The organism is Cryobacterium sp. PH31-AA6 (genome assembly GCF_030063195.1).
GTDB lineage: Bacteria > Actinomycetota > Actinomycetes > Actinomycetales > Microbacteriaceae > Cryobacterium.
Map to the genome: position 1 here is coordinate 1 of NZ_JASISS010000020.1, position 26,453 is coordinate 26,453.

Below are 26,453 nucleotides of genomic sequence, written 5' to 3' on the forward strand. Positions count from 1 at the left end.
AATCCGGATGATCCGCGGCAAACCCCAGGTCGCCGCCCCCGCCTGGGCCGGCACCACCACCACCTGGATCCCCGGCGCCACCCACCGCGCCCAACACCCCACCCTCACCCCGGTCTCGACAGGCTCGACCACCGGGCCAGACTGAGCGTCCGCGAGGGTCTCGACGGGCTCGACCACCGGGCCAGGCTGACCGTCCGCGAGGGTCTCGACAGGCTCGACCACCGGGCCAGACTAAGCGTCCGCGAGGGTCTCGACGGGCTCGACCACCGGGCCAGGCTGACCGTCCACGAGGGTCTCGACAGGCTCGACCACCGGGCCGGGCTGACCGTCCGCGAGGGTCTCGACACGCTCGACCACCGGGCCAGGCTGAGCGTCCGCGGGGTCTCGACGGGCTCGACCACCGGGCCGGGCTGAGCGTCCGCGAGGGTCTCGACGGGCTCGACCACCGGGCCAGGCTGAGCGTCCGCGAGGGTCTCGACGGGCTCGACCACCGGCGGTCCCGGCCTAGACGGGCTCAACCACCGTACGGGTCGCGGTCGAATCGGCGGGCGCCGGGATACGAGGGATCTCGAGCCAGAGCTCGACCTCCGGCTCCGGTGATTCCTGGCCGAGCGCGGTCAGCCTGGCGTCGGCGCTGCTCAGGCCGACCACGGTGACCGCAGTGGCCGAGCCGTCCCCGGCAGTGCGTGCGATGATCGAATCGGCGCTGGTGCCCCCGATCGCGGCAGCAAGCAGGTCGAGGACCGCCTCCAGCTCGGGGCCTCGGAGGTCATCGACACCGCCCTCGTCCAGAAGGGTCACGATCGCGCCGCGCCGCCGGGCCGCCATGATCTGCTCGCGGACGGCTTCGTTGAGCAGCTTCCGGCCGCGAATTTCGTCCCGCACCGCCGCCTCGAGATAGCGGCATTCCTGACGCTCGTCCGCATTGAGCACACCATTCCTGGCGATGATCCGGCGCAGCATGGGCGCCGCCAGACGGATCGTCTGTGCGAGCCTCACCTGGCGCTCGTAAAGGTGAGCCTCCTGGGCCGCCTGCCAGTCGGTGGCCTCACGTTCGGCCAGTGCATACTGCCGGGCGTCGCGGCCGGCCTTCGCGAGGGCGCGGGCGAGGATGACCGCCACGGCGACCCACACGGCACTGCCGATCACGCCCATCGAACCGAGGGCGGCCGGGCCGGCCCAGAAAATGGTGTGCACGATCAGGGCAGCGGCCCCGATCCAGGCGAGTGCAGGGCGGCGACGCGTGGCCGTGATCGTCATCAGCGTGCCGACGGCGGCGACGTACCAGGTGGCGTAGCCGTTGTCGGCCGCGCCGTCGAGCTGGCTGCCGACGAGCAGCGGGATCGCCACACAGACCGCGACATTGAAGAAGGCCAGCCAGACCGGCATCCGCATCGGACTGGTGGGCCACAGGCTCAGTACCGTCGCGAGGATATAAGCCGCGATCGCCAGGATGGCCGGGCCGGGCGTTCTCGGCTGATTGAGCGAGTACACGCCGAGCACCACGTGGTACGCGGAGAAGAGGGCGGCGAGGGAGAGCACGAGACCGCGCGGCACGGTGATCATGTGCGTGCCTCCGCGGTGTTGTCCGGCAACACGTCAGCCGGCCACTCGATGGTGATGGTGGTCCCCCGGCCGACCTTGGCACAGATCTGCACCGACCCGCCGACACTGGCGATCCGTTCCAGGATCGAAATGCGCAATCCCAGACGCTCGCTCGGCACCAGGTCCGGGTCGAAGCCGACGCCGGCATCCGAGACCTCGATCGTGCAGCCGCCCTGCGAGTTCGCGCGCATGGTGAGAGTGCGGTTCGGATTGGTGCTGCTGCCGTCGCCGGCATGCTGGACGCTGTTGACCATGGCCTGCACACTCGCCGCGAAGAGGGCATCGCTCGCGTGAGCCGGGAGGCTGAGCCCGACGATCTCGCACTCGACGATCGTGAACGGCGCGGCGAGCTTCGCGGCGGCGTCGCGGATCTGCGCGGCCAGGGAGCTGAACGGCTCCATGCTGTCGTCCCCGGCCGGGACCATGGCTGCCTCGTTGAGCCGGGTGAGGGCGTCAGCGGCCATCCCGGAGGCCAGTTGAGCCGCCTTGGGGCTGCCGGCCGCCGCGGTGGCCAGGAACGTGGCCAGGACACTGTCGTGCACGATCGAGTCGACCTGCACCCGCTCGACCTCGGTGGCGTGCTGCCTGACAGCCGTCGCGTACTGGTGCAACGCATTCGTCTGGGCGGAATCGACCGCTGCCGCCGTCTGACGCAGCATGAAAATGATGATCACAATGGTCTGCCCGAGGATGATCGCGTAGACGGCGTCGAGGGAGGCCAGGAGCACGTCGGCGCCGCCGCCGGACGGCTGCGTGCGCACGACACCGTAGACGATCGGCGCGAGGAACGTGTAGATCACGGCCCAGACCAGCGGGAATGACACTGCCGCGCTGGCCGTGGCCACGGTGCACACGTACCAGAGCCACGGCTTGCCGTCGAGATCCGCGGCGGGGTCGAGCATCAGGGACGGCCACCCGACGAGTGCGAGCAGGTAGATCACGGCGACAGCGCCGCTGGTCACGCGCACGCCCCGTTTGGTGATCGCGGCGACAACCACGGCGCCGACGCCGAGCGCCAGGGCCAGCGGCGTGAGAAAGGTCATGATCGGTAGCCGCAGGTGCCCCTGGTCGAGCATGATCGGGAGCGCCTGGAGCGAGAAGATCACGCCGACACTGGCGACCGAGCGTGAGACGACCGTTTCGATCCGGGTGCGACTGATCGGGTTGCGGGGTTGTTTGGGCCCGGCGATGAGGTCGACGTCGAGTCCGTCCGGGAACCCCAGGGTGGTCGTCTCCGTGGCCCGGCCTGCGCGTTTCGCCCCGCCAGCCCGGAGTGGGAGTGCGGCCGCTGCCCTAGCCTCGGCCATCCCCGCCGTCCGGGTCAAGTCCGGGAAGGATGCCATCCTCGACCGCACGACGCAGCAGATCAACCTTCGTCGGGGCTGGCCGGCCCACCTCGACGTACTTCACCCGGATCCGGTCGAGGTACTCCCGTGCTGTGGAATGCGCGATGCCGAGCTGCATCGCGACCATCTTCAGCGGCAGCCCCGAGGCGTAGAGGTGGAGCACGTCACGCTCGCGACGGCCCAGCTGGGCCTTGGCGAAGTCGCGGTCCGCGTCGATCGCGGTCGCCCATTCGAGGTTGTTGAGCACGTCGCCGCGGGCGACGGATGCGACGGCCGCCATCACGGTCGTCGTCGGCGAGGACTTGGGGATCACCCCGGCAGCGCCGGCGGCCAGCGCCTCCCTGACCATGGCGACCCGGTCCGCGATGCTGTGCACGAGCACCGAGGCGCCGGTGCTCCGGGCGTTGCGGACATTGTCGGTGACGAGCGAGCCGTCACCGAGCGACAGGTCGAGCACGATCACGTCGACGGCCCGGCCGGCGATGCCGTCGATGAGGCCCTGCACCGTGGCCGCGGCGAAGAGGACGTCGTAGCCGGCGTTCTCGCAGGCCGTCTTGATCCCCAGCCGAACCGATTCGTGGTCATCGGCGATGCCGACCCGCACCGGATGATCGAGGGCCGTTCCGGTACCCGGCTCCTGGCCTGCCGGCGATTCCAGCGGTGCAATCGGTTCTGTCACGGGGTCTACGTCCTCACTTAGTCGCACAGGTCAACGATAGCTATCTGGTGAGCAGCGCGACGGCTTCGACATGGTGGGTATTCGGGAACAGGTCGAACGCCCGCAGCCGACGGAGCTCATAGCCGTGCCCGGCGAGCAGGGCGATGTCGCGGGCGAGCGCCACCGGGTCGCAGGCCACATAGACGATCTGGCGAGGACCGAGGGCACCGAGCTGGTCGATGACCTCCTTGCCGGCCCCGGCCCTGGGCGGGTCAAGCACGACCGTGGCTGCCTGCTGCCTCGCCCGGTCTGCCGCGGACGAGTCCCACACCAGGCCGGCCAGGAACCGGTCGACCCTGGCGGTCTGCACGCTCGCGCCAACCCATTCGGCAAGGTTCTCGGCGGCGAAGTCGGTGGCTTGCGCGTCGCTCTCGACCGAGGTGATCCGCACCGCGCTGCCGAACCGATCGCCGACGGCCGCCGCGAGAAGGCCGACCCCGCCGTAGAGGTCGAGGTTTGCGGCCTTCAGGTCGAACGTGTCGGCATCGATGGTGTCCTGCACCGTGCGGTACAGCGTCTCGGCTGCGCGTGCGTGCACCTGCCAAAAACCGGCGGCATCCAGTCGGAACTCGCGTTCGCCGACGACCTCGCGAATCAGGTTGCGCGGCGTCGGGCGGCGTCGGCCGTTCGCGTCCTGCTCGGCCACAAGCACCTGCACGGTGCCGAGGCTCGGCGCGACCACGTCGACGGATGCGGCCCCGCGAAAGAGCTGGTCGAGCGGCGCGGCCGCCTCGAGCAGCCGGTCCGCGAGCGGCAGGTCACCGACCGGGATGACCCGGTGGCTTCTGGCCGCGTAAGGCCCGACCGATCCGTCCTCGGCGACGTGGAGGCGCACCCTGGTGCGCCAGCCCGTGCCGTCGGCGGCATCGCCGGGTGACGCGTTGGGGCCCACCGGGACCGGCTCGACCGTGACATCCGTCTCGATCTTCGCCATCCGTTTGAGGGCGTCGGCGAGCACCTGGCGCTTCAGTTCGCGCTGGTGGCCCAGTTCGATGTGCCCGAACTCGGCGCCGCCGGCCCGGTCCTCCGGGTCGCGTTCGAGGGCGGCGGACGCCCAGATGTGCGGCTGGCGCTCGGGGGCGGCGTCGAGCACCTCGATCGTCTCCGCCCGCCAGAAGCTCTTGTGGCTGGCCGACGTCAGTCTCGCGCGCACCCGCTCGCCGGGCAGGGTGTCGCTGACGAAGACCACGCGCCCCTCGTGCCGGGCAACGAAGATGCCGCCGTGGGCTACGTTGGTGACGTCGAGTTCGAGTTCGGTGCCCACTTCGGCGGACTGCTCGCCCGGAATCGACTGGTTTTCGTTGCTGGTGCCCATCCCTTGAGCATCCCACATCGCTCCTACCGTCGCACCAAAGGAACCATGCGCCTCTACCTCGCCTCGACCTCTCCCGCCCGCCTGACGCTGCTGCGTTCTTCGGGGATCGAACCGGTCACGATGGCGCCGGACGTCGACGAGGATGCCGTGGCCACGGAGGCCGCCCGGCAAGCCGGTGCGCCGCTCACCCCGCATCGGGTGGTCGAGCTGCTCGCCAGGGCGAAGGCGGAGGCGGTGTCCACCGCGCTCTGCGACGCCGGATCAACCGTGGACGGTCTCATCCTCGGCGGGGACTCGGTGTTCGTGATCGACGAGGTCATCTACGGCAAGCCGCACACCGCTGAGAAGGCGAGGCAACGCTGGCAGTTGCAGCGCGGGCGCACCGGGCAGCTCTACTCCGGCCACTGGCTGATCGAGCACACGAACGGGGAGGCCGGGCGGGCGGTCGGCGCGGTGGCGGTCGCGGACGTCACCTTCGCCGACGACATCGACGACGACGAACTCGACGCGTACATCGCCACAGGCGAACCGCTGTTCGTCGCCGGTGCATTCACGATCGACAGCCTCGGCGCGCCGTTCATTACGCACATCGACGGCGACCCATCCACCGTGGTGGGCTTGTCACTGCCGACGCTGCGCCGGCTGGTCAACCGGCTGGGCCATTCCTGGCCGAGCCTGTGGAATCGCGGCCGGTCGGCCTGACCCACGACCCTCGCCCGGACCCGTTTGTAGGCATCAGCACCTTTCTCACACATCTTTTTGTGGGACAGAACCAAAACGTCGGGGTGCAGGCACCATAAGCTAAGGCACTGTGTCGCGAATAACGAAGGTCCTCATCGCCAACCGGGGCGAGATCGCCGTCCGGGTTATCCGAGCCGCGAAAGACAGCGGCATACTCTCGGTCGCCGTCTACGCCGATCAGGATCGTGACAACGTGCATGCGCACCTTGCCGACGAGGCCTACGGACTCGACGGAACGACCAGCGCCGAAACCTACCTCGTGATCGAGAAGATCCTCTCGGTGGCCAGGCGGTCCGGCGCCGACGCCGTGCACCCCGGCTACGGCTTCCTCGCCGAGAACGCCGACTTCGCCCGGGCCGTGATCAATGCCGGACTGATCTGGATCGGCCCGTCACCCGAGGCGATCGAGAAGCTCGGCGACAAGGTCTCCGCCCGCCACGTCGCGGAGAAGGTGCACGCGCCGATGGCGCCCGGCACCCTGAACCCCGTGATCGACGCGGCCGAGGTACTCGACTTCGTCGACCTGCACGGCCTGCCCGTTGCGATCAAGGCCGCCTTCGGTGGCGGAGGGCGCGGCCTCAAGGTCGTCCGCACCCGCGAAGAGGTGCCGGAGCTCTTCGATTCGGCCACCCGGGAGGCCGTCGCGGCCTTCGGGCGCGGCGAATGCTTCGTCGAGAAGTACCTGGACAAGCCCCGTCACGTGGAGACCCAGTGCCTCGCCGACGTCCACGGCAACGTGGTCGTCGTCTCCACCAGGGACTGCTCCCTGCAGCGCAGGCACCAGAAACTCGTCGAGGAAGCCCCGGCCCCGTTCCTGACCGACGCCCAGCAGGCGGAGATGTACCGGGCCTCCAAGGCCATCCTCAAGGAGGTCGGCTATGTCGGTGCCGGTACCTGCGAGTTCCTGATCGGACAGGACGGCACCGTCTCCTTCCTCGAGGTGAACACCCGACTGCAGGTCGAACACCCGGTGTCTGAGGAAGTGACCGGAATCGACCTCGTCCGCGAGCAGTTCCGTCTGGCGGAGGGCGAGAGCCTGGACTACCCGGACCCCGTTCCCACCGGCCATTCCTTCGAGTTCCGGATCAACGGCGAAGATGCCGGCCGGGGCTTCATGCCCTCCCCCGGGCCCGTGCACGTGTTCAAGCCGGCGAGCGGCCCCGGCGTTCGCGTCGACAGCGGCGTGCAGGCCGGCGACGTGATCTCCGGCTCGTTCGACTCCCTGCTCGCCAAGCTCATCGTCACCGGCGCCACCCGGCAGGAAGCCCTCGAGCGTTCCCGGCGCGCCCTCGACGAGTTCGAGATCGCCGGCCTCCCCACCGTGCTCCCGTTCCACCGCAAGATCGTGCGCGATCCCGCCTTCGCCCCGCTGGACGGCGAGCCTTTCTCGATCTACACGCGCTGGATCGAGACCGAGTTCGAGAACGACATCGACCCGTGGAGCGGCTCGCTCGAAGAGCCCACCGGGCCGGCCAAGCGACACAACGTCGTGGTCGAGGTCGATGGGCGTCGGGTCGAGGTCAGCCTTCCCGTGCGGCTGCTCCCCGGCGCGGCCTCCGAGAACACCGCGGGGCCGGCCCCCCGTCGCCGCAGCGGCGCCCACGCGGTGAACACCGCGACCGGCGACTCAGTGCACGCGCCGATGCAGGCGACCGTGGTCAAGCTGGCCGTGGCCGAGGGCGACATCGTCGTCAAGGGCGATCTGCTCCTGGTGCTCGAGGCGATGAAGATGGAACAGCCCCTCACCGCGCACAAGGACGGAATGGTCGGCAGCATCGAGGCGCTCGTCGGCACCACCGTCGCCTCCGGCTCCCTGCTGATGTCCGTGACGGACCAGCCCGCCTGAGACACGTAAAAAGCACCTTCGCCCCGCGGGCGAAGGTGCTTTTTGCGTAACTGAGCGCGTAACGCCCCGAGTGCTAGGCCACGATGTGCATGGCGCGCGCGGCATCCGTGATCGACCCGGTGAGCGACGGATAGACCGGGAACGCCCGGGCCACCTCGTCCACGGTCAGCCGGTGCTCGACCGCGAGAGCGAGCGGGAAGATGAGCTCGCTGGCCTTGGGCGCCACAATCACGCCGCCGATGACGGTGCCGGTGGTCGTGGTCGCGAACAGCTTCACGAAACCGTCCTTGATCCCCATCATCTTGGCGCGGGGGTTCGACGACAGCGCCAGCTTGTAGATGATGCCGCGGGTGAGGCCGTCCTCGATCTGCTTCTGGGTCCAACCGACCGTGGCGATCTCGGGCTGGGTGAAGATGTTCGCCGCGACGTTGCGAATCTCGATCGGGTTGACCGCGTCGCCCATCGCGTGGAACACCGCGGTGCGGCCCATCATCGAGGCAACGGATGCCAGCGGCAGCTCGGTCGTGCAGTCGCCGGCCGCGTAGATGTTCGGGATCGACGTGCGCGCCACCCGGTTCACCCGGATGTGGCCGGACTCGGAGACCTGCACCCCGGCCTCCTCGAGGCCGATGCCTGAGGTGTTCGGCACGGAGCCGACGGCGATCAGGCAGTGACTGCCCGCGACGGTGCGGCCGTCCGCCAGAGTCGCCAGCACGCCCGTGTCCGTGCGTACGACGGAGGACGCGCGCGACTTGTTCAGCACGACCATGCCATTGCGTTTGAACACGTTCTCGATCACGGCGGCCGCGTCGGCGTCCTCGCCGGGAAGCACCTGGTCGCGGCTGGAAATCAGGGTGACCTTCGCACCGAGAGCCCGGTAGGCGGAGGCGAACTCGGCCCCGGTCACGCCGGACCCGACCACGATGAGGTGCTCCGGGACGGCGCGCAGGTTGTAGAGCTCGGTCCAGCTGAGGATGCGCTCACCATCGGGGATCGCCGTCGGCAGGATGCGCGGCGTGGCCCCGACCGACACGACGATCGTGTCCGCGTCGATCCGGTCGAAGTCGGTGCCTGAACCGTCTTCGGTGGTGGAGACGATGACGCCACTGGTGCCGTCGAGCCGGCCGTGGCCGCTGACGAGGTGCACCCCGGCCCGCATCAGCGTGGCCTTCATGTCCTCGGACTGCTGCCGGGCGAGGGCGAGAAGTCTCTTGTTGACGGCGGCCAGGTTGACGGCCACCTCGGGGCGGGCGGGGCGGCCGGTGTCGCCGCGCACGAACAGTTGCACGCCCAGGTCGGTGGCGTCACCGATGGAGTTGGTGGCCTCGGCCGTGGCGATGAGGGATTTGGAGGGGACGACATCCGTGATCACGGCGGAGCCGCCGACACCGACCCGCTCGACCAGGGTGACCTCGGCTCCCTGCTGGGCACCCGCCAGGGCGGCCTCGTAACCGCCGGGCCCTCCGCCGAGGATAGCGATGCGCTGCTTGCGTTCGAACTCGTAGGCCATGGTCGTATTCTCCCGTGCCCGGGGCTCCGCCGCCAAACCGCAGCTGCCGATTCCCCCTTCGGCGGGCGGATGCCGCCGCGGTCGTGCGCGAATGAGCGAAATCACCGCAAGTGGGGGGAGAGGATCGCCGGTGAAATGGTCGGGCAATTAGAGTGGGGGCATGCTGAAGACCGATAACAACCCGCTCGACGCGCCAGAAACCGATCCGTTCGACGTCGCGCGCATCGCGGCCGACGAGATCGCCGCGCGTACCGGCGTCGCCCGGCACGACATCGCACTCACCCTGGGCAGCGGCTGGGGCAAGGCCGCGGACCTGATCGGCGAGACCACGCACACGATCCCCGCCCAGGAGATCACGGGTTTCAGCGCCCCCGCCCTGGTCGGCCACGCCGGCATGCTGCGGTCGGTGTTGCTGCCCAGCGGAAAGCGCGCCCTCATCATTGGCGCCCGCACCCACTACTACGAGGGCCACGGCGTGCGCCGGGTCGTGCACAGTGTGCGCACGGCCGCGGCAACGGGCGTGTCGACCATGATCCTCACCAACGGTGCCGGAGGCATCCGCGAAACGTGGACGCCCGGAACCCCTGTGCTGATCAGCGACCACATCAACCTCACGGCCGACTCCCCGTTGGAGGGCGCGACCTTCGTCGACCTCACCGACCTGTACTCGGCACGCCTGCGCGCCCTGGCCCGCACCATCGACCCGACGCTCGACGAGGGCGTCTACTGCCAGTTCCGCGGCCCGCACTACGAGACCCCCGCCGAAGTGCAGATGGCGAAGGCGATCGGCGGCCACATCGTCGGCATGTCCACCGCACTGGAGGCCATCGCGGCCCGCCAGGCCGGGATGGAGATCCTCGGGCTCTCCTTGATCACCAACCTGGCCGCCGGCATCCAGAAGGAGCCGCTCAGCCACGGCGAGGTGCTCGAGGCCGGGAAACTGGCCGAGCCCGTCATCGGCGCGCTGCTCGCCCGGATCGTGGCCGCACTGTGAGCCTCGACGGCACGGCCGGCCAGGACGAGTCCCCGGCCGGCGACACCCCGGAACCGGTGCTTCCCGACACCATGGTGCTCGACATCATCGACACAACGGATGCCGCGACGGCACTGATCCGCAAGGCCAACGCCTGGCTGGATCAGGACCCGGACTCCGAAACCCAGGCCGAGCTGCGCCTGCTGGTGCGAGGCGCCGGCGACGGCGACCCCGCCGCCATCACCGAGCTGCACTCCCGCTTCGACGAACGACTCGCCTTCGGCACCGCGGGCCTCCGCGGTGCGATCGCGGCCGGCTCAAACCGGATGAACCGCGTGCTCGTCTCCCAGGCCGCCGCCGGTCTCGCCGCGTATCTCCGCGCCGCCGCCGCTCCGGGGCAGACGCCCTCGGTCGTGATCGGCTACGACGGACGCAAGAACTCGCACGTCTTCGCCACCGACACGGCGGCCATCATGTCCGGTGCCGGGGTGCACGCCATCCTGCTCCCCCGCCTGCTGCCCACCCCCGTGCTCGCCTTCGCGGTGCGACACCTCGACACGGCCGCCGGCGTGATGGTCACCGCGTCGCACAACCCGCCGCAGGACAACGGCTACAAGGTCTACCTCGGCGGCGCGAACAAGGGCTCGCAGATCGTCTCCCCCGACGACGCTCACATCGCCACCGAGATCCTCCGGGTGGCGACCGAGCAGCGCGTGCCCGACCTGCCCCGCGCCGCCTATGAGACGGCGCCCGAGTCCGTCGTGCAGGCCTACATCGACGCCACCGCCGGTATCGCCCATCCCCCGCGCGCGCAGGTGAACACCGTGTACACCGCCCTGCACGGGGTGGGCTGGGACACCACCCGGCGCGTGTTCGAGGCCGCGGGCTTCGACCTGCCGACCCTCGTCGACGCCCAAATCGCCCCTGACGGCCATTTCCCCACGGTGGCGTTCCCCAACCCTGAGGAGCCCGGCGCCCTCGACCTGTCGTACCAGACGGCCAGGGAAGCCGGTGCCGAACTGATCATCGCGAACGACCCGGACGCCGACCGGCTCGCGATTGCGATCCCCGACCCGGACTCCGGCACCGGCTACCGTCGACTGAGCGGCAATGAGGTCGGTGCCATCCTCGGCTGGCGGGCCGCCGAACTCGCGCAGGACGCGGCGGGCGACGGCGGGGCCGACGGCACTCTCGCCTGTTCGATCGTGTCCTCTCCCGCCCTGCAGGCGGTCGCCGCGGCCTACGGGCTGCGCTTCGCCGACACCCTGACCGGCTTCAAATGGGTGTCCAGGGCGCCCAACCTGATCTTCGGCTACGAGGAGGCCCTCGGCTACCTCGTGAACCCGGGCACCGTGCGCGACAAGGACGGTATCTCCGCCGCGGTGGCCCTGCTCTCCCTGGTCAGCGACCTCAAGGCCGACGGCCTCACGCTCTCCGACCACCTCGACCGGTTCAGCGCCAGGTTCGGCCACTTCGCCTCCGGCCAGATCTCGGTTCGGGTGACCGACCTCACCGAGATCGAACGCGTGATGACCCGGTTGCGTGAAAACCCGCCGGCGTCGATCGGCAGCATCCGGGTCGACCACATCGACGACCTCTCGGCCGGCTTCAACGGCCTCCCGCCCAGCGATGTGCTGCGGATCCGGCTCGTCGACGGTTCCCGCGTGATGGTGCGCCCGAGCGGCACGGAACCCAAACTCAAGGTGTACCTGGACACGAGCAGCACCGACGGCACCGTGACCGAGCGGAAGGCGGCGGCCGAGGCCGCCCTCGCCGAGCTCGACCGCGGCATGCGCGAGCTGATCAGCTAGTCGCGCGCGCCCGGCCGCAGGCGCAGTTCCCGCGCAACGTGGCGGGGCGCGGCTAGCCCAGTGCGGTTTCCAGTTTCGCGACGAGCTCGTCCACGTCGAAGTAGTTTTCGATCACGATGACGTCGGCGTTGGTCTTGCCGATCGCCTCCACCAGCTCGGACGAGGTGAGGATGACCTGAGCGTCAAAGCCGACCTTCTGCACCCCGGCAACGTCCGTCGCGGTCACATCCGCCTCGATCTCCAGGCGCGCCAGGGCGCGCTCGGCGTTGACCTTGAGAATCGCGGACGTGCCGATTCCGACACCACACAGGGCGACGATCTTCATTACAGCTCCTCGGCTGGTGCGGTGACACCGAGCAGGGCACGGATGCTGTCGACATCCGAAGCCGCCGCGAGCGCCGGTATCACGTGGGGGTCGTTGAACACATTGGCCAGCTCCGCGACGAGCAGCACGTGCTCGTCACCGCTGGTCACGGCCAGGCCGAGCACGACGCTGACCGGGTCGTTGTGCGGGTGCCCGAACGCGACCGGCTCAGCCAGGGTGACGACGCTCAAACCCTCGGTGTGCACGTCCGGACCCGGCCGGGCGTGCGCCAGGGCAAGCCCCGGCGCGATCACGACGTAGGCGCCGAACTCGTCGATCACGCCGATCATGCGCTTCGTGTACTCGTGCGAGGTCGATCCCGAGCGCTCCAGAGCATCACCGGCAGCGGAAACCGCGCCGCGCCAGTCAGCGACGTGAACGCCGATCGCGATTGCGTCGGTGGGGAGGGGAGGCAGTGGCATGGGAACTTTCACGGTGTCAATCGGTCGAACATCGGGGTCAGACCCCTTCGAAGCCGGCGACGATGGCGTCGGCCAGTTCCTCGCGCTCCTCGAGCGGGAGGAATGCCGCCTGCGCGGCGTTGAGCTGGAAGACCTCGAGGTCATCGACGTCGTAGCCGAACGCGTCGCTGAGCATGGCCAGCTCCTTGCTCAGGGTGGTCGCACTCATCAACCGGTTGTCGGTATTGACGGTGACTCGGAAGCCGAGCTGGTAGAGCAGGTCGAACGGGTGGTCGAGCAGGTCGTCGCCCCAGGCCGCGATCGCCCCGGTCTGCAGGTTGGACGACGGGCTCAGTTCCAGCGCGATCTCCCGGTCACGCACCCACTGGGCCACCGGGCCGAGGGTGACGTAGGTGTTGTCGTCGTCGTCCTGACGGCCGACGACGATGTCCTCGGCGATGCGCACTCCGTGGCCGAGGCGCAGCGCCCTGCCGTCGAACAGGGCGCCGCGGATGCTCTCCAGGCCGTCTGCCTCGCCGGCGTGCACGGTGACGGGCATGAAGGCGGTGGCGAGGAATTCGAACGCGTCGCGGTGGTTGTGTGCCGGGAAACCGAGTTCGGCGCCGGCGATGTCGAAGCCGACGACGCCGGCGGTGCGGTGCCGCACGGCCAGTTCGGCGATTTCGAGGCTTCGGTCGGCGTGCCGCATGGCCGTGATCAGCTGGCCGATCTTGATGCTGTGGCCCGCCGCGGCTGCGGTGGCGATGCCGGCCTCGATGCCGGCCTGCACGGCCTCGACGGTCTGATCGAGGGTAAGGCCGCGGGTCAGGTGCTGCTCGGGCGCCCAGCGCACCTCGCCGTAGATGACGCCGTCCGCGACGAGGTCCTCGACGAATTCACGGGCGACCCGGGTCAGGCCCTCCGCGGTCTGCATGACGGCGCAGGTGACGTCGAAGGTCTTGAGGTATTCGACCAGGGAGCCGGAGTTGGCCTGGTCGGCAAACCACTCGGCCAGGTCGGCAGGGACGGTGCTCGGCAGGGCGAAGTCGATCGCCTGGGCCAGCTCGATGATGGTGCCCGGGCGCAGCCCCCCGTCGAGGTGGTCGTGCAGGGAGATCTTCGGCAGTGCGTTGATGCTCACGCCGCCGGGCAGCAGGTATTCCTCAGGGCTCATGTTCACGTGTCCAATCTACCGGCCACGACGCTGGGAGTCTCCCTGATTCCCGAACCCGACGGCGTCAACCGGGTAGCCGAGATACGGCGGTCTCCGGGGTGCCTGGCCACGGCAACCCGGAGGTGCGGCGGGTTCAGCGGCCGATGCGCTCGGCGATCAGGGGGCCGCCGTCAAGGATGGGCTCGCCGGGGTCGCCGATCCGGTACGCGCCCTCGACGGCCTCGAGGGCGCGTGCGAAGCGTTCCGGCTCGTCGGCGCTGAGCGTGAACAGGGGCTGGCCCGCCCGCACGGTGTCGCCGGGCTTGGCGTGCAGGTCAATCCCTGCGGCGTGCTGAACCGGGTCCTGCTTGCGGGCACGGCCGGCTCCGAGGCGCCAGGCGCCGATGCCGAACGGCAGCGCCTGCTGCTCGACCAGGACACCATCGCGTTCGGCGGTGACGACGTGGGTCTCCCGGGCAACCGGCAGCGCCGCATCCGGGTCGCCGCCCTGCGCGCGGATGACTTCCCGCCACTTGTCCATCGCCCGGCCGTCCTTCAGCGCGGCCTCGACGTCGACGCCGGTGATGCCGACCAGGTCGAGCATCTCCCTGGCCAGGGCGACGGTGAGTTCGACGACATCCGACGGGCCGCCACCGGCCAGCACCTCCACGGACTCGCGCACCTCGTTGGCGTTGCCGATCGCGAGCCCGAGCGGCACATTCATGTTGGTGAGCAGGGCCGACATCGCCACGCCGGCGTCCTCGCCGAGCGCGACCATGGTGCGGGCCAGCTCACGGGAACGTTCGATGTCCTTGAGGAAGGCGCCGGATCCGAACTTCACGTCGAGAACCAGCGCGCTCGTGCCCTCGGCGATCTTCTTCGACATGATCGACGAGGCGATCAGCGGGATCGCCTCCACGGTGCCGGTGATGTCGCGGAGCGCGTACAGCTTGCCGTCGGCGGGAGCCAGCCCGCGGCCGGCAGCGCAGATGACGCCGCCGGTCTCGCGCAACTGGGCGAACATCTCCTCGTTGGTGAGACTGGCCCGCCAGCCCGGGATGGATTCGAGCTTGTCGAGGGTGCCCCCGGTGTGGCCGAGGCCACGGCCGGACAGCTGTGGCACGGCCGCGCCGAACACGGCGACCAGCGGCATCAGCGGCAGGGTGATCTTGTCGCCCACACCCCCGGTGGAGTGCTTGTCGGTGGTCGGCTTGCCGAGGCCGGCGAAGCTCATCCGCTCGCCGCTGTTGATCATCGCCATGGTGAGGTCTTTGATCTCGCGGCGGGTCATCCCGTTGAGGAAGATCGCCATGGTCATCGCGGCCATCTGCTCGTCACCGACGTAGCCGCGCGTGTACGCGTCGACCAGCCAGTCGATCTGAGCGGTGCTGAGCTCACCCAGGTCACGCTTGGTGTGGATCAGGTCGACGGCGTCGAAGGCCTCAATGGTGTTCTGGATGGTGCTCACGGTCACTCTTCCCGGTATTCGGCGAGCTGCCGGGGCCCGAAGGCGTCCGGCAACACTTCATCAATGGTTCGCACACCCGACACGGTTTCCAGCAGCATGCCGGGAGCCGAGTGTTCATAGAGCAGTTGGCGGCACCGGCCGCAGGGCATTAGCGTGCCGCCGGCACCGTCGACGCAGGTGAAGGCGACGAGGGTGCCCCCTCCGGTGAGGTGCAGCACGGAGACGAGCGCGCACTCGGCGCACAGGGTGAGTCCGTAGGACGCGTTCTCCACGTTGCATCCGGTGATCACCCGTCCGTCGCTGACCAGCGCGGCGGCGCCGACGGGGAAGTGCGAGTACGGCGCGTAGGCGTGGCTCATCGCCTCGACCGCGGCGTCCCGAAGAACGCCCCAATCGATGTCGGCCGAGGAGGGCACTGGCGCTGCTGTCGACCCGGTCACGACTTGATGTACGGCTTGCCGCTGGCGGCAGGTCCCCGGGACTGGCCGACCAGGCCGGCGACGGCGAAGATCGTGACGAGGTACGGGAGCATGAGCATGAACTCGCTCGGCACCGGGGAGCCGATGATGCTGAGCACGTTCTGCAGGTTACTCGCGAACCCGAAGAGCAGGGCGGCGAGGGTGGCCCGGATCGGGTCCCAGCGTCCGAAGATCACGGCGGCCAGCGCGATGAATCCGGCACCGGCCGTCATTTCCTTGCCGAACGCGCCGACCGAACCGAGGGTGAAGTACGCCCCGCCGAGGCCGACCACGGCGCCGGCGATCGAGACGTTCCAGAACCGGGTGGCGGCTACGTTGATTCCGACGGTGTCTGCGGCCTGCGGGTGCTCGCCGACGCTGCGGAGGCGCAGTCCCCACTTGGTGTGGAAGATACCGTAATAGACCACGGCTACGGCCACGTACATGATGTACACGATGAGGGTCTGCCGGAAGAACACCGGGCCGATGATCGGGATCTCGCTCAGGAGCGGAATATTGATCCGCTCGAACCGCGGCGGCTGGTTCAGGAGCACCGCGTTCGGCGCCATCACCTGCGAGTAGAGAAAACCGGTCATCCCGATCACGAGCACGTTGAGCACGACACCGACGATGACCTGGTCGACGAAGTACTTGATCGAGAAGGAGGCCAGGACCATCGAGACGAGCGTCCCGGCCAGCATCGCGGCCACGAGGCCGAGGAGCGGTTGGTTGGTCAGCGATGCGACCAGGGCCGAGGTGAACGCGCCGGCCAGCAGCTGACCCTCGATCGCGATGTTGACCACGCCCGCACGTTCGGAGATGACGCCGCCGAGCGCACCGAAGATGAGCGGCACGGCCAGGCTGAGCGACCCGAACAGCAGCCCGGGCACCGGGATGGACTTGTCGGCAGCGGCCCAGGCCAGGAAGCCGACCAGCAGCAGCACGGCGTAGACCGCGATCAGCCAGATCGGCGCCTTGGTCTTCGCCCGTACCAGCCAGGCGCTCACGCCGGTGATCAGGAGCAGCAGGACGCTGATCACGATGCCGGTGACCCTGGTGGGCAGTTCGAGGTCGGGAAGCTGGATCAGGTCCCTCGAGGTGGACAACCTCATGGTGCTGACACCGTCCCGGCCGAAGGCCACCAGGAGAATGAACCCGAGGACGGTGAAGATCGTCAGGGCGATCGTCACCTTCCAGCTCTTCACGAACTCGAAATCGCCGCCGTTCGGCGCGGGGGTTGTTGCGGGCTGGACGACCGGAGCGACGGTGCTCATTTCGCTGCCACCTCCTGGGAAACGTTGGGCTGGGTCGTGCGACGGGCTGCGCCCGGCACCGGAAGGCGGAAGATGGCCCGCACGAGTGGCGGTGCCGCGATGAACAGCACGATCAGGGACTGGACGACGAGCACGATATCGATCGGCACGCCCTCGGCGGCCTGCATCGAGAACCCGCCGGCCTTGAACGCGCCGAACAGGATGCCGGCCCAGAAGACCCCCCAGGGCTTGGAACGGCCGAGCAGCGCGACCGTGATGGCGTCGAAGCCGATGCTGGAGTCGAGCCCGGCTCCGAATCCGCTGGTGCTGGTGCCCAGGACCTGATTGATCCCGGCGAGGCCGACCAGTCCGCCGGACAGCATCATCGCGTAGACGTACATCCGCTGGACGCTGATCCCGGCCACCCTGGCCGCGTTGGGGTTGAACCCGACGGCGCGGAACTGGAAACCCAGGTTGGAACGCGAGAGCAGCCACCAGGTGAAGATCGTGGCGGCGATGGCCAGGATGAACCCGAAGTGCAGGGTATAGCTCGGGCCGAGGAGGTCGGGGAAGACCGCCGTCACTTTGGTGGCGGGGCTCTTGGGGTTGTTCGAGCCGGGGGTCTTCAGGAAGCCGTCACGGAGCAGGTAGCTGATCAGGTAGAACGCCACATAGTTGAGCATGATGGTGGTGATCACCTCGTGGGCGCCGGTGCGGGCCTTGAGCAGACCGACGATGCCGCCCCACAGGGCGCCACCGAGGATTCCGACGACGAGTGCGACCACCATGTGCAGCCCGTAGGGCAGGTCGACCGCGAATCCGACCCAGCCGCCCAGGGCCGCCGCGATCAGCATCTGGCCGCGGCCGCCGATGTTGAACATGCCGGCCCGGAAGCCGAGCGCCACCCCGAGGCCCGCCATGATCAGCGGGGTTGCGAAGGTGAGCGTTTGGGTGAGGGGCTTGATCCCGTCGGCAAAACTCGGCCGGCGGAAGTTGTAGATCGACCCCTGGAAGAGCGCCGAGTACGCCCCGGCCACCGAGTTCCAGATCTCGACCAGGGTGTCGCCCGGCCGGGAGAAGAAGTAGCCGGCCGATGCCTGGACGTCTTTGTTGGTGAAGGCAATCATCACGGCGCCGACGACGAGCGCCAGCACGACGGCGAGGACCGAGATGATGGCACTGCCCGTGGTGATCTCCCGGAACATCCGGTGCCAGCGGGTGGGCTCGCCGGCCGGCGAGGTCTCCGTGCCGGGCTGGGGCGCCTGGCCCTGTGTGGTGCTCACGCTGCGGCTCCTTCTCCGGCGGGGGCTTCGCCCGCCATCATCAATCCCAGAACGGCCCGCGGGGTATCGCCCGGCACGATTCCGACGATGCGACCGCGGTACATGACCATGACTCGGTCGGCGAGGGCCGCGACCTCGTCGAGTTCGGTCGAGATCACGATCACCGGGGTGCCGGCATCCCGAGTCGCCACGATCCGTTCGTGCACGAATTCGATCGAGCCGACGTCGAGGCCGCGAGTGGGCTGCGCCGCCACGAAGAGCCGCAGCTCCCGGCTGAGCTCGCGGGCGAGCACGACCTTCTGCTGGTTGCCGCCCGAGAGGCGGCCGACCGGGGTGTCGATTCCCTGCGAACGCACGTCGAATTCCTTGACCTTGTCCACCGCGAATTTCGCCAGCAATGCGCGCTGCACGTTCCACATTTTCACGAACGGCTTGTCGTTTGACCGGTCGAGCATGAGGTTCTCGGCGATGGTGAACTCGCCGACCAGTCCGTCCTCGTTGCGGTCCTCCGGCACGAAGCCGACCCCTGCCTCGAGCACCTGGCGCACAGAGTGCCCGCGCAGCGACTTGCCGTCGAGCGTGATCTCGCCGGAAACCCGCGGCTGCAGGCCCATCAGCGCCTCGGTGAGTTCGGTCTGGCCGTTGCCCTGGACCCCCGCGATCGCGAGGATCTCACCGTTGTGCACATCGAAACTGACGTTGTTGACCAGAACCTGGCCGCGCGCGTTGAGTACGCTGAGATTTCGCACCGACAGGGCGGCGTCGCCTGGCACGGCGGGGTCCTTGTCCACCGTGAGATCGACCGCGCGGCCGACCATCATGGTGGCCAGTTCCACGTTCGACGCGGTTGGCGAGGCCTCGCCGACGACGGCGCCGAGGCGGATGACGGTGATCCGGTCGGCGACCGCGCGCACCTCACGCAGTTTGTGCGTGATGAAGACGATGGAGGTGCCGGCCTCCTTGAGCTGCCTCATGATGACCATGAGCTCGTCGGTCTCCTGCGGGGTGAGCACCGCGGTCGGCTCGTCGAAGACGAGCACCTTCGCGTCGCGGGAGACGGCCTTGATGATTTCGACCCGCTGCTGCACGCCGACGGGGAGGTCTTCGACGAGGGCGTCGGGGTCGACATCGAAGCCGAACCGCTCGGAGATTTCGCGGACTCGTTTGCGGGCCGCCACCAGGTCGAGTCGCCCACCGGACCTGGTGTCTTCGTGACCGAGCATGACGTTCTCGGCAACGGTGAACACCGGGATGAGCATGAAGTGCTGGTGCACCATGCCGATCCCCGCCGCCATCGCATCGCCGGGTCCGGCAAAATGCTGGACGACGTCGTCAAGCAGGATCTCGCCCTCTTCGGCCCGATACAGGCCGTAGAGCACGTTCATGAGGGTTGACTTTCCAGCGCCGTTCTCTCCCAACAGCGCATGGATTTCGCCAGCCTCGACGGTGAGGTTGATGTGGTCGTTCGCGACCAGGGCACCGAATTTCTTCGTAATGCCGCGAAGTTCGAGCTTCATAGTCCCGATTCTATTGAGTGGACGAGCAGATGATGTGGCGCCTGCTCGAATGATGGTCGTTGCAAACCGTTTTGCTCATATGTTGGTGGCATCCGCTCTTCTGCGCGGCCGCCGGCCCTTAAACGAAACGGGGAGGCCAGCGTGTCGCTGGCCTCCCCGCATTGTGGTGCTTCGGTGCTGTGGTGCTTCGGTGCTGTGGTGCTGGTGCTGCTGCGGTGCGCTCTGGACTACTTCGGGGCGGAAGGAGACTCGACCTTGAGCTTGCCACTGATGATGTCGGCCTTGAGGGCCTCCACCTCCTTGACGAGCGCCGGGTCGACCTTGGATTCCCAGTCGTGCAGCGGGGCGATGTCGACGCCCTTGTTCTCGAGCGTGCCCACGTACGGGGCGGACGAGAAGTCACCCTTCGAATCGTCGACGATGATCTGCTTGGTCGCGGCGGCCATCTGCTTGAGCACCGAGGTGAGGTACATGGACTTGAACTCGGGCGTGGTCTCGAACAGGTCACTGTCGACACCGATGATGGCGACGTCCTTGCCGGAGTCCTGGATGGCCTGCGCGGTGCCCTGGAAGAGCGGTCCGGCAACCGGGAGGATGACGTCTGCGCGCTGGTCGATCAGACCGGTGCTGAGCGCCTTGCCCTGGTTGATGTCGTCGAAGCTGCCGGCGAAGAGACCGGTCTGAGCGGCCTTGTCCCAGCCGAGGACCTTGACGTCCGCGCCCTTCGCGGTGTTGTAGTACGTCACGCCGTCGGCGAAGCCGTCCATGAAGATGGTGACGGACGGGAACTGCAGTCCGCCGTAGGTTCCGACGACTCCGGTCTTGCTGGTTCCGGCGGCGAGGTAGCCGGCCAGGAACGCGGCCTGGGCGGTGTCGTAGAGGACCGGCTTCACGTTGTCGAGCGTCAGCGGGCTGAAGTCATCGTTGGAGATGGCCGAGTCGATGAGCGCGAAGTGAGTGTCGGGGCTGGCCTGGGCCGCGTCGCGCGTCGCGTTGGCGAGGGCGAAGCCGACGGTGAGTACGAAGTTGCAGCCCTGGTCGACCATGCTGCTGGTGTTGCTCGCGTACTGGTCTTCCGACTTGGATTCGGCCTGCTTGAACTCGATCCCGAGCTCGTCGGCGGCCTGGGTGATTCCATCGAAGCTGGACTGGTTGAACGACTTGTCATCGAAGCCGCCGAAGTCGGAGACGATGCAGGGCAGGTAGTCGGACGCCGCGGCAGATCCGGACGATCCGCCGTCGGTCGGTGCCGGCGCGCAGGCTGATAACAGGGCCACAACGCCGAGCGTTGCAAGACCGCTGAAAACGGTCCTACGTTTCGTGATTGTCAAAATGACCTCCTATGGTCGCCCGGCGTGGGTCCGCAGGGGCTGTGTTGGACTACACGTTACCGTTTGTTTCACTGCTCAGATGAGCAAACTCGGGCTGCAGGCGAATGGTTACAAATCCGCGACATTCGAGCGGGGCCCGTGGCGCGAATGCGTGTCGCACCGGGGTATTGTCCGGGGTCAGAGGACGTCGGTACTGCCGGAAAGCTTGAGGGCGTCCACGACGGCCTTGACCTTCTGCGCGTTCGCGCTGGTGGTGACGAGCAGTGCGTCGGGCGTATCGACGACGACGATATCTTCCACGCCGATCAGCGCGATCATCCGTCCGGTGTGGCTGACCACGATGCCGCTCGAGGAATCGGCGAGAACACGGGCTCCCTCGCCGAGGATGGCGAGGTCTCGCTTGCGCCCGTTCGCGTGGATCTTCGCGATCGAGGCGAAATCGCCGACGTCGTCCCAGTCGAATTGCCCGGGGATCACGGCCAGCTTTCCCCTGGCCGCGACGGGTTCGGCGACGGAGTAGTCAATCGCGATCTTCTTCAGGCGCGGCCAGACCCGGTCGACGACCGCGCCGCGCCGCGGCGTGTCCCAGACCTCGGCGAGTTCGAGCAGACCGGCGAGCAGTTCCGGCTCCGCGGCGCCGATCTCCTCGAGCAGCCGGTCGGCGCGGGCGATGAACATGCCGGCGTTCCAGAGGTAGCGGCCGTCGTGCAGGTAGTCCTTGGCTGTGGCCAGGTCAGGCTTCTCGACGAAGGAGTCCACCGACAGTGCGCTCTCCGCCCCATCGATGTCGAGCGCGCCGGAGGTCTTGATGTACCCGAACCCGATGGCCGGTTCGGTGGGACGGATGCCGATGGTCACGATGTAGCCGTCGTCGGCGGCGGCGACCGCCTCCGACACCGCCTGGCGGAACAGGATCGGCCCCTTGATCACGTGGTCAGCGGCAAAGGAGCCGATGATCACCCCGGGTTCGCGTTTCTCGAGGATGGCGGCGGCCAGGCCGATCGCCGCGGTCGACTCCCGCGGCTCACTCTCCAGGACGACATTGTGGTCGGCCAGTTCGGGAAGCTGCGCCTCGACGGCGGCACGGTGCGCGCGCCCGGTCACGACCATGATCCGCTGGTCGCCGGACAGAGGCGCCAGCCGGTCCCAGGTGTCGCGCAGCAGGGTCTGGCCGGAACCGGTCAGGTCGTGCAGAAACTTGGGGGCGTCCGCGCGCGACAGCGGCCAGAGGCGCGATCCGATCCCGCCTGCCGGGATCACGCTGTAGAAGCGAGCGAGGGCATCCGAAGTAGCTGGCATCCGGCCAGACTACCGCCCGTTCGCCGCCGTTCACCGTGCATTCACCGGCCGGACGCGGCCGCCGGTTAGTTTCGCGGCATGAGGGTTGCGCTCATCACCGAAAGTTTCCTGCCCACCGTCAGCGGAGTCACCACCAGCGTCTGCAAGGTGCTCGAGCACCTTGCACGCACCGGGCACCAGGCCATCCTGATCGCCCCGGCCGGCGCCCCGGCCGAGTACGCCGGCTTCCCCGTGCACAGCGTTCCGGCGCTGTCCTACCGGCAGTTCCCCGTGGGGATGCCCAGCCCGCACGTGCACCGGCTGCTGACCGAGTTCCGCCCTGACCTGCTGCACGCCGCGTCCCCGTTCCTGCTCGGCGCGCAGGGAATCGCCGCGGCGAACCGCCTGGACATTCCCAGCGTCGCCGTGTTCCAAACGGATGTGGCCGGATACGCCCGCCGTAACGGGCTCGGCCAGGCCCAGGCCGCGGCCTGGCGTTTCGTCAAGTGGGTTCATGAGGGCGCCGACCTCACCCTGGTGCCGTCGACCGCGTCGATGCGGGATCTGCGCCGGATCGGGCTGCGACGGCTGGCCCACTGGACCCGCGGGGTGGACCTGGACGGATACCACCCGAACCATCGCGGGAACACGGCGGTCACCGCCCTGCGCCGGCGGCTGGCCCCGAACGGCGAGGTGGTCATCGGCTACGTCGGCCGGATGGCCCCGGAGAAGCAGGTCGAACGGTTCCGCGCCCTGCGCGGCGTGCCGGGCATCCGTCTCGCCCTGGTCGGGGCCGGTCCGTCCGAGGCCTCGATCGGGCGGGAACTGGCCGGGATGCCCGTGACCTGGCTCGGCCGGCTGGCCGGGGCCGAACTGGCCGCGGCGTACGCGAGCTTCGACGTCTTCCTGCACGCCGGTACCGAGGAGACCTTCGGCCAGACCATCCAGGAGGCACACGCCGCCGGCCTGCCCGTGGTCGCCCCGCGGGCCGGCGGGCCGATCGATCTGGTCGCCCACGGCGAGAACGGTCTGCTGTTCACCCCGGACGACGAGCGGGACCTGCGCCGCTGCGTTTCCCTCCTCGCCGGCGACGCGGCGCTCCGTCACCGGATGGGCGAGTCGGGCCGCCGCAGCGTGCTCGGCCGATCATGGGAAACGGTGTGCGGCACCCTGCTCGACTACTACGAGCAGGTCGTCGACGAACGCTCCGCCGTGCGGGCCACGGTATCGGTTCCGCTCTCAATGCAGCGCTAGAGGGCCCCGGGGATAATATCTCGGCGCAGAGACACTTAGGATGGTCTCACGTGCGTTCTGCGCACTGTCGGCCTGACATCGTCGTGGCCGTTATCAGCCAGGGAGGGTTGGTCATGCCACAGCAAGCGGCGGAGACACATACATCCCAGCAGAAGACCGCATCACGTCGCCCCGCAGGCACCCTGTACCGGGGCCGCGAGGGCATGTGGTCATGGGTCCTGCACCGCATCACCGGTGTGGCGATCTTCTTCTTCTTGCTGGTCCACATTCTGGATACCGCGCTCGTGCGCGTGAGCCCCGAGGCTTACAACGCGGTCATTTCGAGCTACCAGACGCCGATCATGGGTCTCGGTGAGACCGCGCTCGTCGCGGCCATCGTGTTCCACGCCTTCAACGGCATCCGGATCATCCTGATCGACTTCTGGAATGCGAAGTATCAGAGGCTCATGTTCTACGTCGTGATCGGACTCTGGGTCGTCACCATGCTCGGCTTCGTTCCCCGCCACCTCATCAACGTGTTCAGCCACTAGGAGGGGACGACATGTCAACCACTATCGAAGCCCCCCGCAGCCCGTACTCCCGGTCGCCGAAGAAACGCGGCATCAACTGGGAGAAGTGGGGCTGGATCTACATGCGCGTCTCCGGCGTCGTGCTGGTCGTGCTCATTTTCGGCCACCTCTTCGTGAACCTGATGGTCGGTGAGGGAGTCAGCGCCCTCAACTTCGCCTTCGTCGCCGGCAAGCTGACCACCCCGTTCTGGATGGTCTGGGACGTGCTCATGCTCTGGCTCGCGCTGATCCACGGCGGCAACGGCATGCGCACCCTGGTCAACGACTACGCCACTCAGCGCCTGACCCGCGGCATCCTCAAGTCCGCAATCCTGGCGGCGGTCGTGATCCTGATCGTGCTCGGCACGCTCGTCGTCTTCACCTTCGACCCCTGCCCGGCCGGCGCGCCCGCCGACCTTCTCCCCTCGTTCTGCTCGGCCAGCTAGGAGCTGCACACACACACCATGACGGATGCACCCACAACAGCACCCACGGAGTCCACCATCGTTGATGGCGTTCACTACCACCAGTTCGACATTGTGATCGTGGGAGCAGGTGGGGCAGGCATGCGTGCCGCCATCGAGGCCGGTCCCGGCGCAAGCACGGCCGTGATCTCCAAGCTCTACCCGACGCGCTCGCACACCGGTGCGGCCCAGGGCGGGATGGCCGCGGCCCTCGCCAACGTCGAAGAAGACAACTGGGAATGGCACACGTTCGACACCGTCAAGGGCGGCGACTACCTCGTCGACCAGGACGCGGCCGAGATCCTGGCCAAGGAAGCCATCGACGCGGTCATCGACCTCGAGAACATGGGCCTGCCCTTCAACCGCACCCCTGAGGGCAAGATCGACCAGCGTCGCTTCGGCGGGCACACCAGCGACCACGGCAAGGCGCCGGTTCGCCGGGCCTGCTACGCCGCGGACCGCACCGGTCACATGATCCTCCAGACGCTTTACCAGAACTGCGTCAAGCGCGGCATCAACTTCTTCAACGAGTACTACGTGCTCGACCTGATCATGACATCGGTCGACGGGGTGGACCAGCCGTCCGGCGTCGTCGCCTACGACCTGTCCAGCGGCGAGCTGCACGTCTTCCAGGCGAAGGCGTTCATCTTCGCCACCGGCGGGTTCGGCAAGATCTACAAGACCACCTCGAACGCGCACACGCTGACCGGCGACGGCGTCGGCATCATCTGGCGCAAGGGCCTCCCCCTCGAGGACATGGAGTTCTTCCAGTTCCACCCGACCGGCCTTGCCGGGCTCGGCATCCTGCTCACCGAGGGCGCGCGCGGCGAGGGAGCAATCCTGCGCAACGCGGCAGGCGAACGGTTCATGGAACGGTACGCCCCGACGATCAAGGACCTCGCCCCGCGCGACATCATCGCGCGCTGCATGGTCAAGGAGGTCGCGGAGGGCCGCGGCGCCGGACCGAACAAGGACTACCTGTACCTCGACTGCACCCACCTCGGCGCGGAGGTGCTCGAGACCAAGCTGCCCGACATCACCGAGTTCGCCCGCACCTACCTCGGCGTCGACCCGGTCACCGAGCCGGTGCCGGTGATGCCGACCGCGCACTACGCGATGGGCGGCATCCCGACCAACGTCAACGCGGAGGTGCTGCGCAACAACACCACCGTCGTGCCTGGCCTATACGCGGCCGGCGAGTGCGCCTGCGTGTCCGTGCACGGCTCCAACCGGCTCGGCACCAACTCACTGCTCGACATCAACGTCTTCGGCAAGCGCGCCGGGAACAACGCCGTCGAGTACGTCAAAACGGCCGAGTTCGTGCCGCTGCCCGCCGACCCGGCGAAGGCCGTGCGCGGTCTGCTCGAGGGCATCCGCTCCTCGACCGGAACCGAGCGCATCGCGGTGCTCCGCAAGGAACTGCAGGAGACCATGGACGCGAAGGCGCAGGTCTTCCGCACCGACGAGTCGCTCTCCGACGTCACCAATGTGATCCACGGTCTGCGCGAGCGCTACAAGAACATCGGGGTTCAGGACAAGGGCCGCCGGTTCAACACCGACCTGCTCGAGGCCGTCGAGCTCGGCTTCCTGCTCGACCTCGCCGAGGTCGTCGTCTACTCGGCCCGCAACCGCAAGGAGAGCCGCGGCGGCCACATGCGCGACGACTTCCCCCTGCGCGACGACGAGAACTACCTCGTGCACACCATGGCGTACCTCACCGGTGATCCCCTCTCGGCCGACGCGGCCGACCACATCGCGCTCGACTGGAAGCCCGTCACCATCACGCGCTACCAGCCGATGGAAAGGAAGTACTGAC

24 protein-coding genes are annotated in these 26,453 nt (G+C 68.3%); 8 read left to right on the forward strand and 16 right to left on the reverse strand.

The features are described from left to right. Positions 1-231: 231 nt before the first annotated feature. From QMG61_RS12870 to QMG61_RS12890, 5 genes are all read right to left on the reverse strand, one after another. Positions 232-357: a hypothetical protein gene (locus tag QMG61_RS12870; RefSeq protein ID WP_283494729.1), complete on the reverse strand. Its 126-nt coding sequence runs from the start codon at positions 355-357 to the stop codon at positions 232-234. Positions 358-504: 147 nt separating this feature from the next. After that, the gene (locus QMG61_RS12875; protein WP_283494730.1) at positions 505-1,566 is read right to left on the reverse strand and encodes a DUF8320 family protein; all 1,062 of its coding nucleotides are present in this window, start codon (positions 1,564-1,566) and stop codon (positions 505-507) included. After that, entirely contained in the window at positions 1,563-2,912 is a 1,350-nt protein-coding gene (locus QMG61_RS12880) for a sensor histidine kinase (RefSeq protein WP_283494731.1), read from the reverse strand. Before QMG61_RS12880 ends, QMG61_RS12875 begins: the two co-directional genes overlap by 4 nt. Beyond that, positions 2,899-3,555, reverse strand: a complete 657-nt coding sequence (locus QMG61_RS12885) for a response regulator transcription factor (RefSeq protein ID WP_502847040.1) — start codon at positions 3,553-3,555, stop codon at positions 2,899-2,901. Before QMG61_RS12885 ends, QMG61_RS12880 begins: the two co-directional genes overlap by 14 nt. A gap of 115 nt (positions 3,556-3,670) precedes the next feature. Next, positions 3,671-4,984, reverse strand: coding sequence for a class I SAM-dependent RNA methyltransferase (locus tag QMG61_RS12890; protein WP_283494732.1), 1,314 nt, complete (start codon positions 4,982-4,984; stop codon positions 3,671-3,673). A gap of 45 nt (positions 4,985-5,029) precedes the next feature. Here QMG61_RS12890 and QMG61_RS12895 point away from each other — a divergent pair, with 45 nt between their 5' ends. Beyond that, complete coding sequence (locus QMG61_RS12895; protein ID WP_283494733.1) at positions 5,030-5,686, forward strand: Maf family protein; 657 nt, start codon at positions 5,030-5,032, stop codon at positions 5,684-5,686. 109 nt (positions 5,687-5,795) lie between these two features. After that, positions 5,796-7,571: an acetyl/propionyl/methylcrotonyl-CoA carboxylase subunit alpha gene (locus QMG61_RS12900; RefSeq protein WP_283494734.1), complete on the forward strand. Its 1,776-nt coding sequence runs from the start codon at positions 5,796-5,798 to the stop codon at positions 7,569-7,571. A gap of 73 nt (positions 7,572-7,644) precedes the next feature. Here the strand turns inward: QMG61_RS12900 and QMG61_RS12905 are convergent, their stop codons facing one another. Next, a complete protein-coding gene (locus tag QMG61_RS12905) occupies positions 7,645-9,081 on the reverse strand; it encodes an NAD(P)H-quinone dehydrogenase (RefSeq protein WP_283494735.1) in 1,437 nt (478 codons plus the stop codon). Positions 9,082-9,241: 160 nt separating this feature from the next. Between QMG61_RS12905 and QMG61_RS12910 the strand changes: the two genes are divergently transcribed. Together QMG61_RS12910 and QMG61_RS12915 are read left to right on the forward strand one after the other, a co-directional pair. Beyond that, a complete protein-coding gene (locus QMG61_RS12910; RefSeq protein ID WP_283494736.1) occupies positions 9,242-10,075 on the forward strand; it encodes a purine-nucleoside phosphorylase in 834 nt (277 codons plus the stop codon). A 71-nt stretch (positions 10,076-10,146) separates the two neighbouring features. Further along, positions 10,147-11,865: a phospho-sugar mutase gene (locus tag QMG61_RS12915; RefSeq protein ID WP_283494772.1), complete on the forward strand. Its 1,719-nt coding sequence runs from the start codon at positions 10,147-10,149 to the stop codon at positions 11,863-11,865. A 52-nt stretch (positions 11,866-11,917) separates the two neighbouring features. Here the strand turns inward: QMG61_RS12915 and QMG61_RS12920 are convergent, their stop codons facing one another. The 10 genes from QMG61_RS12920 to QMG61_RS12965 all read right to left on the reverse strand — a co-directional run bounded on the left by QMG61_RS12920 (position 11,918) and on the right by QMG61_RS12965 (position 22,392). After that, positions 11,918-12,190 (reverse strand): PTS sugar transporter subunit IIB, encoded by a 273-nt coding sequence (locus tag QMG61_RS12920; RefSeq protein ID WP_283494737.1) that lies wholly within the window; start codon positions 12,188-12,190, stop codon positions 11,918-11,920. Beyond that, positions 12,190-12,651, reverse strand: coding sequence for a PTS sugar transporter subunit IIA (locus tag QMG61_RS12925; protein ID WP_283494738.1), 462 nt, complete (start codon positions 12,649-12,651; stop codon positions 12,190-12,192). The genes QMG61_RS12920 and QMG61_RS12925 overlap by 1 nt, the downstream gene beginning before the upstream one ends. Positions 12,652-12,688: 37 nt before the next feature. Continuing rightward, positions 12,689-13,804, reverse strand: coding sequence for an adenosine deaminase (locus QMG61_RS12930; RefSeq protein ID WP_283494773.1), 1,116 nt, complete (start codon positions 13,802-13,804; stop codon positions 12,689-12,691). Between the two features lie 133 nt (positions 13,805-13,937). Beyond that, the gene (locus QMG61_RS12935) at positions 13,938-15,251 is read right to left on the reverse strand and encodes a thymidine phosphorylase (RefSeq protein ID WP_283494739.1); all 1,314 of its coding nucleotides are present in this window, start codon (positions 15,249-15,251) and stop codon (positions 13,938-13,940) included. 2 nt (positions 15,252-15,253) lie between these two features. After that, a complete protein-coding gene (locus QMG61_RS12940; RefSeq protein WP_283494740.1) occupies positions 15,254-15,691 on the reverse strand; it encodes a cytidine deaminase in 438 nt (145 codons plus the stop codon). Then, positions 15,688-16,983 carry an ABC transporter permease gene (locus QMG61_RS12945; protein ID WP_283494741.1) on the reverse strand — a complete coding sequence of 432 codons (1,296 nt, stop codon included), beginning with the start codon at positions 16,981-16,983 and terminating at the stop codon, positions 15,688-15,690. The genes QMG61_RS12940 and QMG61_RS12945 overlap by 4 nt, the downstream gene beginning before the upstream one ends. Then, positions 16,980-18,245: an ABC transporter permease gene (locus QMG61_RS12950; RefSeq protein ID WP_283494742.1), complete on the reverse strand. Its 1,266-nt coding sequence runs from the start codon at positions 18,243-18,245 to the stop codon at positions 16,980-16,982. The genes QMG61_RS12945 and QMG61_RS12950 overlap by 4 nt, the downstream gene beginning before the upstream one ends. Continuing rightward, positions 18,242-19,762 (reverse strand): ABC transporter ATP-binding protein, encoded by a 1,521-nt coding sequence (locus QMG61_RS12955; protein WP_283494743.1) that lies wholly within the window; start codon positions 19,760-19,762, stop codon positions 18,242-18,244. Before QMG61_RS12955 ends, QMG61_RS12950 begins: the two co-directional genes overlap by 4 nt. Positions 19,763-19,989: 227 nt before the next feature. Further along, positions 19,990-21,039, reverse strand: a complete 1,050-nt coding sequence (locus QMG61_RS12960; RefSeq protein WP_283494744.1) for a BMP family lipoprotein — start codon at positions 21,037-21,039, stop codon at positions 19,990-19,992. A gap of 231 nt (positions 21,040-21,270) precedes the next feature. Then, positions 21,271-22,392, reverse strand: a complete 1,122-nt coding sequence (locus tag QMG61_RS12965) for a mannose-1-phosphate guanylyltransferase (protein WP_283494745.1) — start codon at positions 22,390-22,392, stop codon at positions 21,271-21,273. Positions 22,393-22,470: 78 nt separating this feature from the next. Here QMG61_RS12965 and QMG61_RS12970 point away from each other — a divergent pair, with 78 nt between their 5' ends. The 4 genes from QMG61_RS12970 (at position 22,471) to sdhA (ending at position 26,452) form a co-directional block, all read left to right on the forward strand. Further along, positions 22,471-23,625 (forward strand): glycosyltransferase family 4 protein, encoded by a 1,155-nt coding sequence (locus tag QMG61_RS12970; RefSeq protein ID WP_283494746.1) that lies wholly within the window; start codon positions 22,471-22,473, stop codon positions 23,623-23,625. A 113-nt stretch (positions 23,626-23,738) separates the two neighbouring features. Then, positions 23,739-24,155, forward strand: coding sequence for a succinate dehydrogenase, cytochrome b556 subunit (gene sdhC, locus QMG61_RS12975; protein ID WP_283494747.1), 417 nt, complete (start codon positions 23,739-23,741; stop codon positions 24,153-24,155). Between the two features lie 11 nt (positions 24,156-24,166). Next, a complete protein-coding gene (locus QMG61_RS12980; RefSeq protein WP_283494748.1) occupies positions 24,167-24,619 on the forward strand; it encodes a succinate dehydrogenase hydrophobic membrane anchor subunit in 453 nt (150 codons plus the stop codon). 18 nt (positions 24,620-24,637) lie between these two features. Continuing rightward, positions 24,638-26,452, forward strand: coding sequence for a succinate dehydrogenase flavoprotein subunit (gene sdhA / locus QMG61_RS12985; RefSeq protein ID WP_283494749.1), 1,815 nt, complete (start codon positions 24,638-24,640; stop codon positions 26,450-26,452). Position 26,453 lies beyond the last annotated feature (1 nt).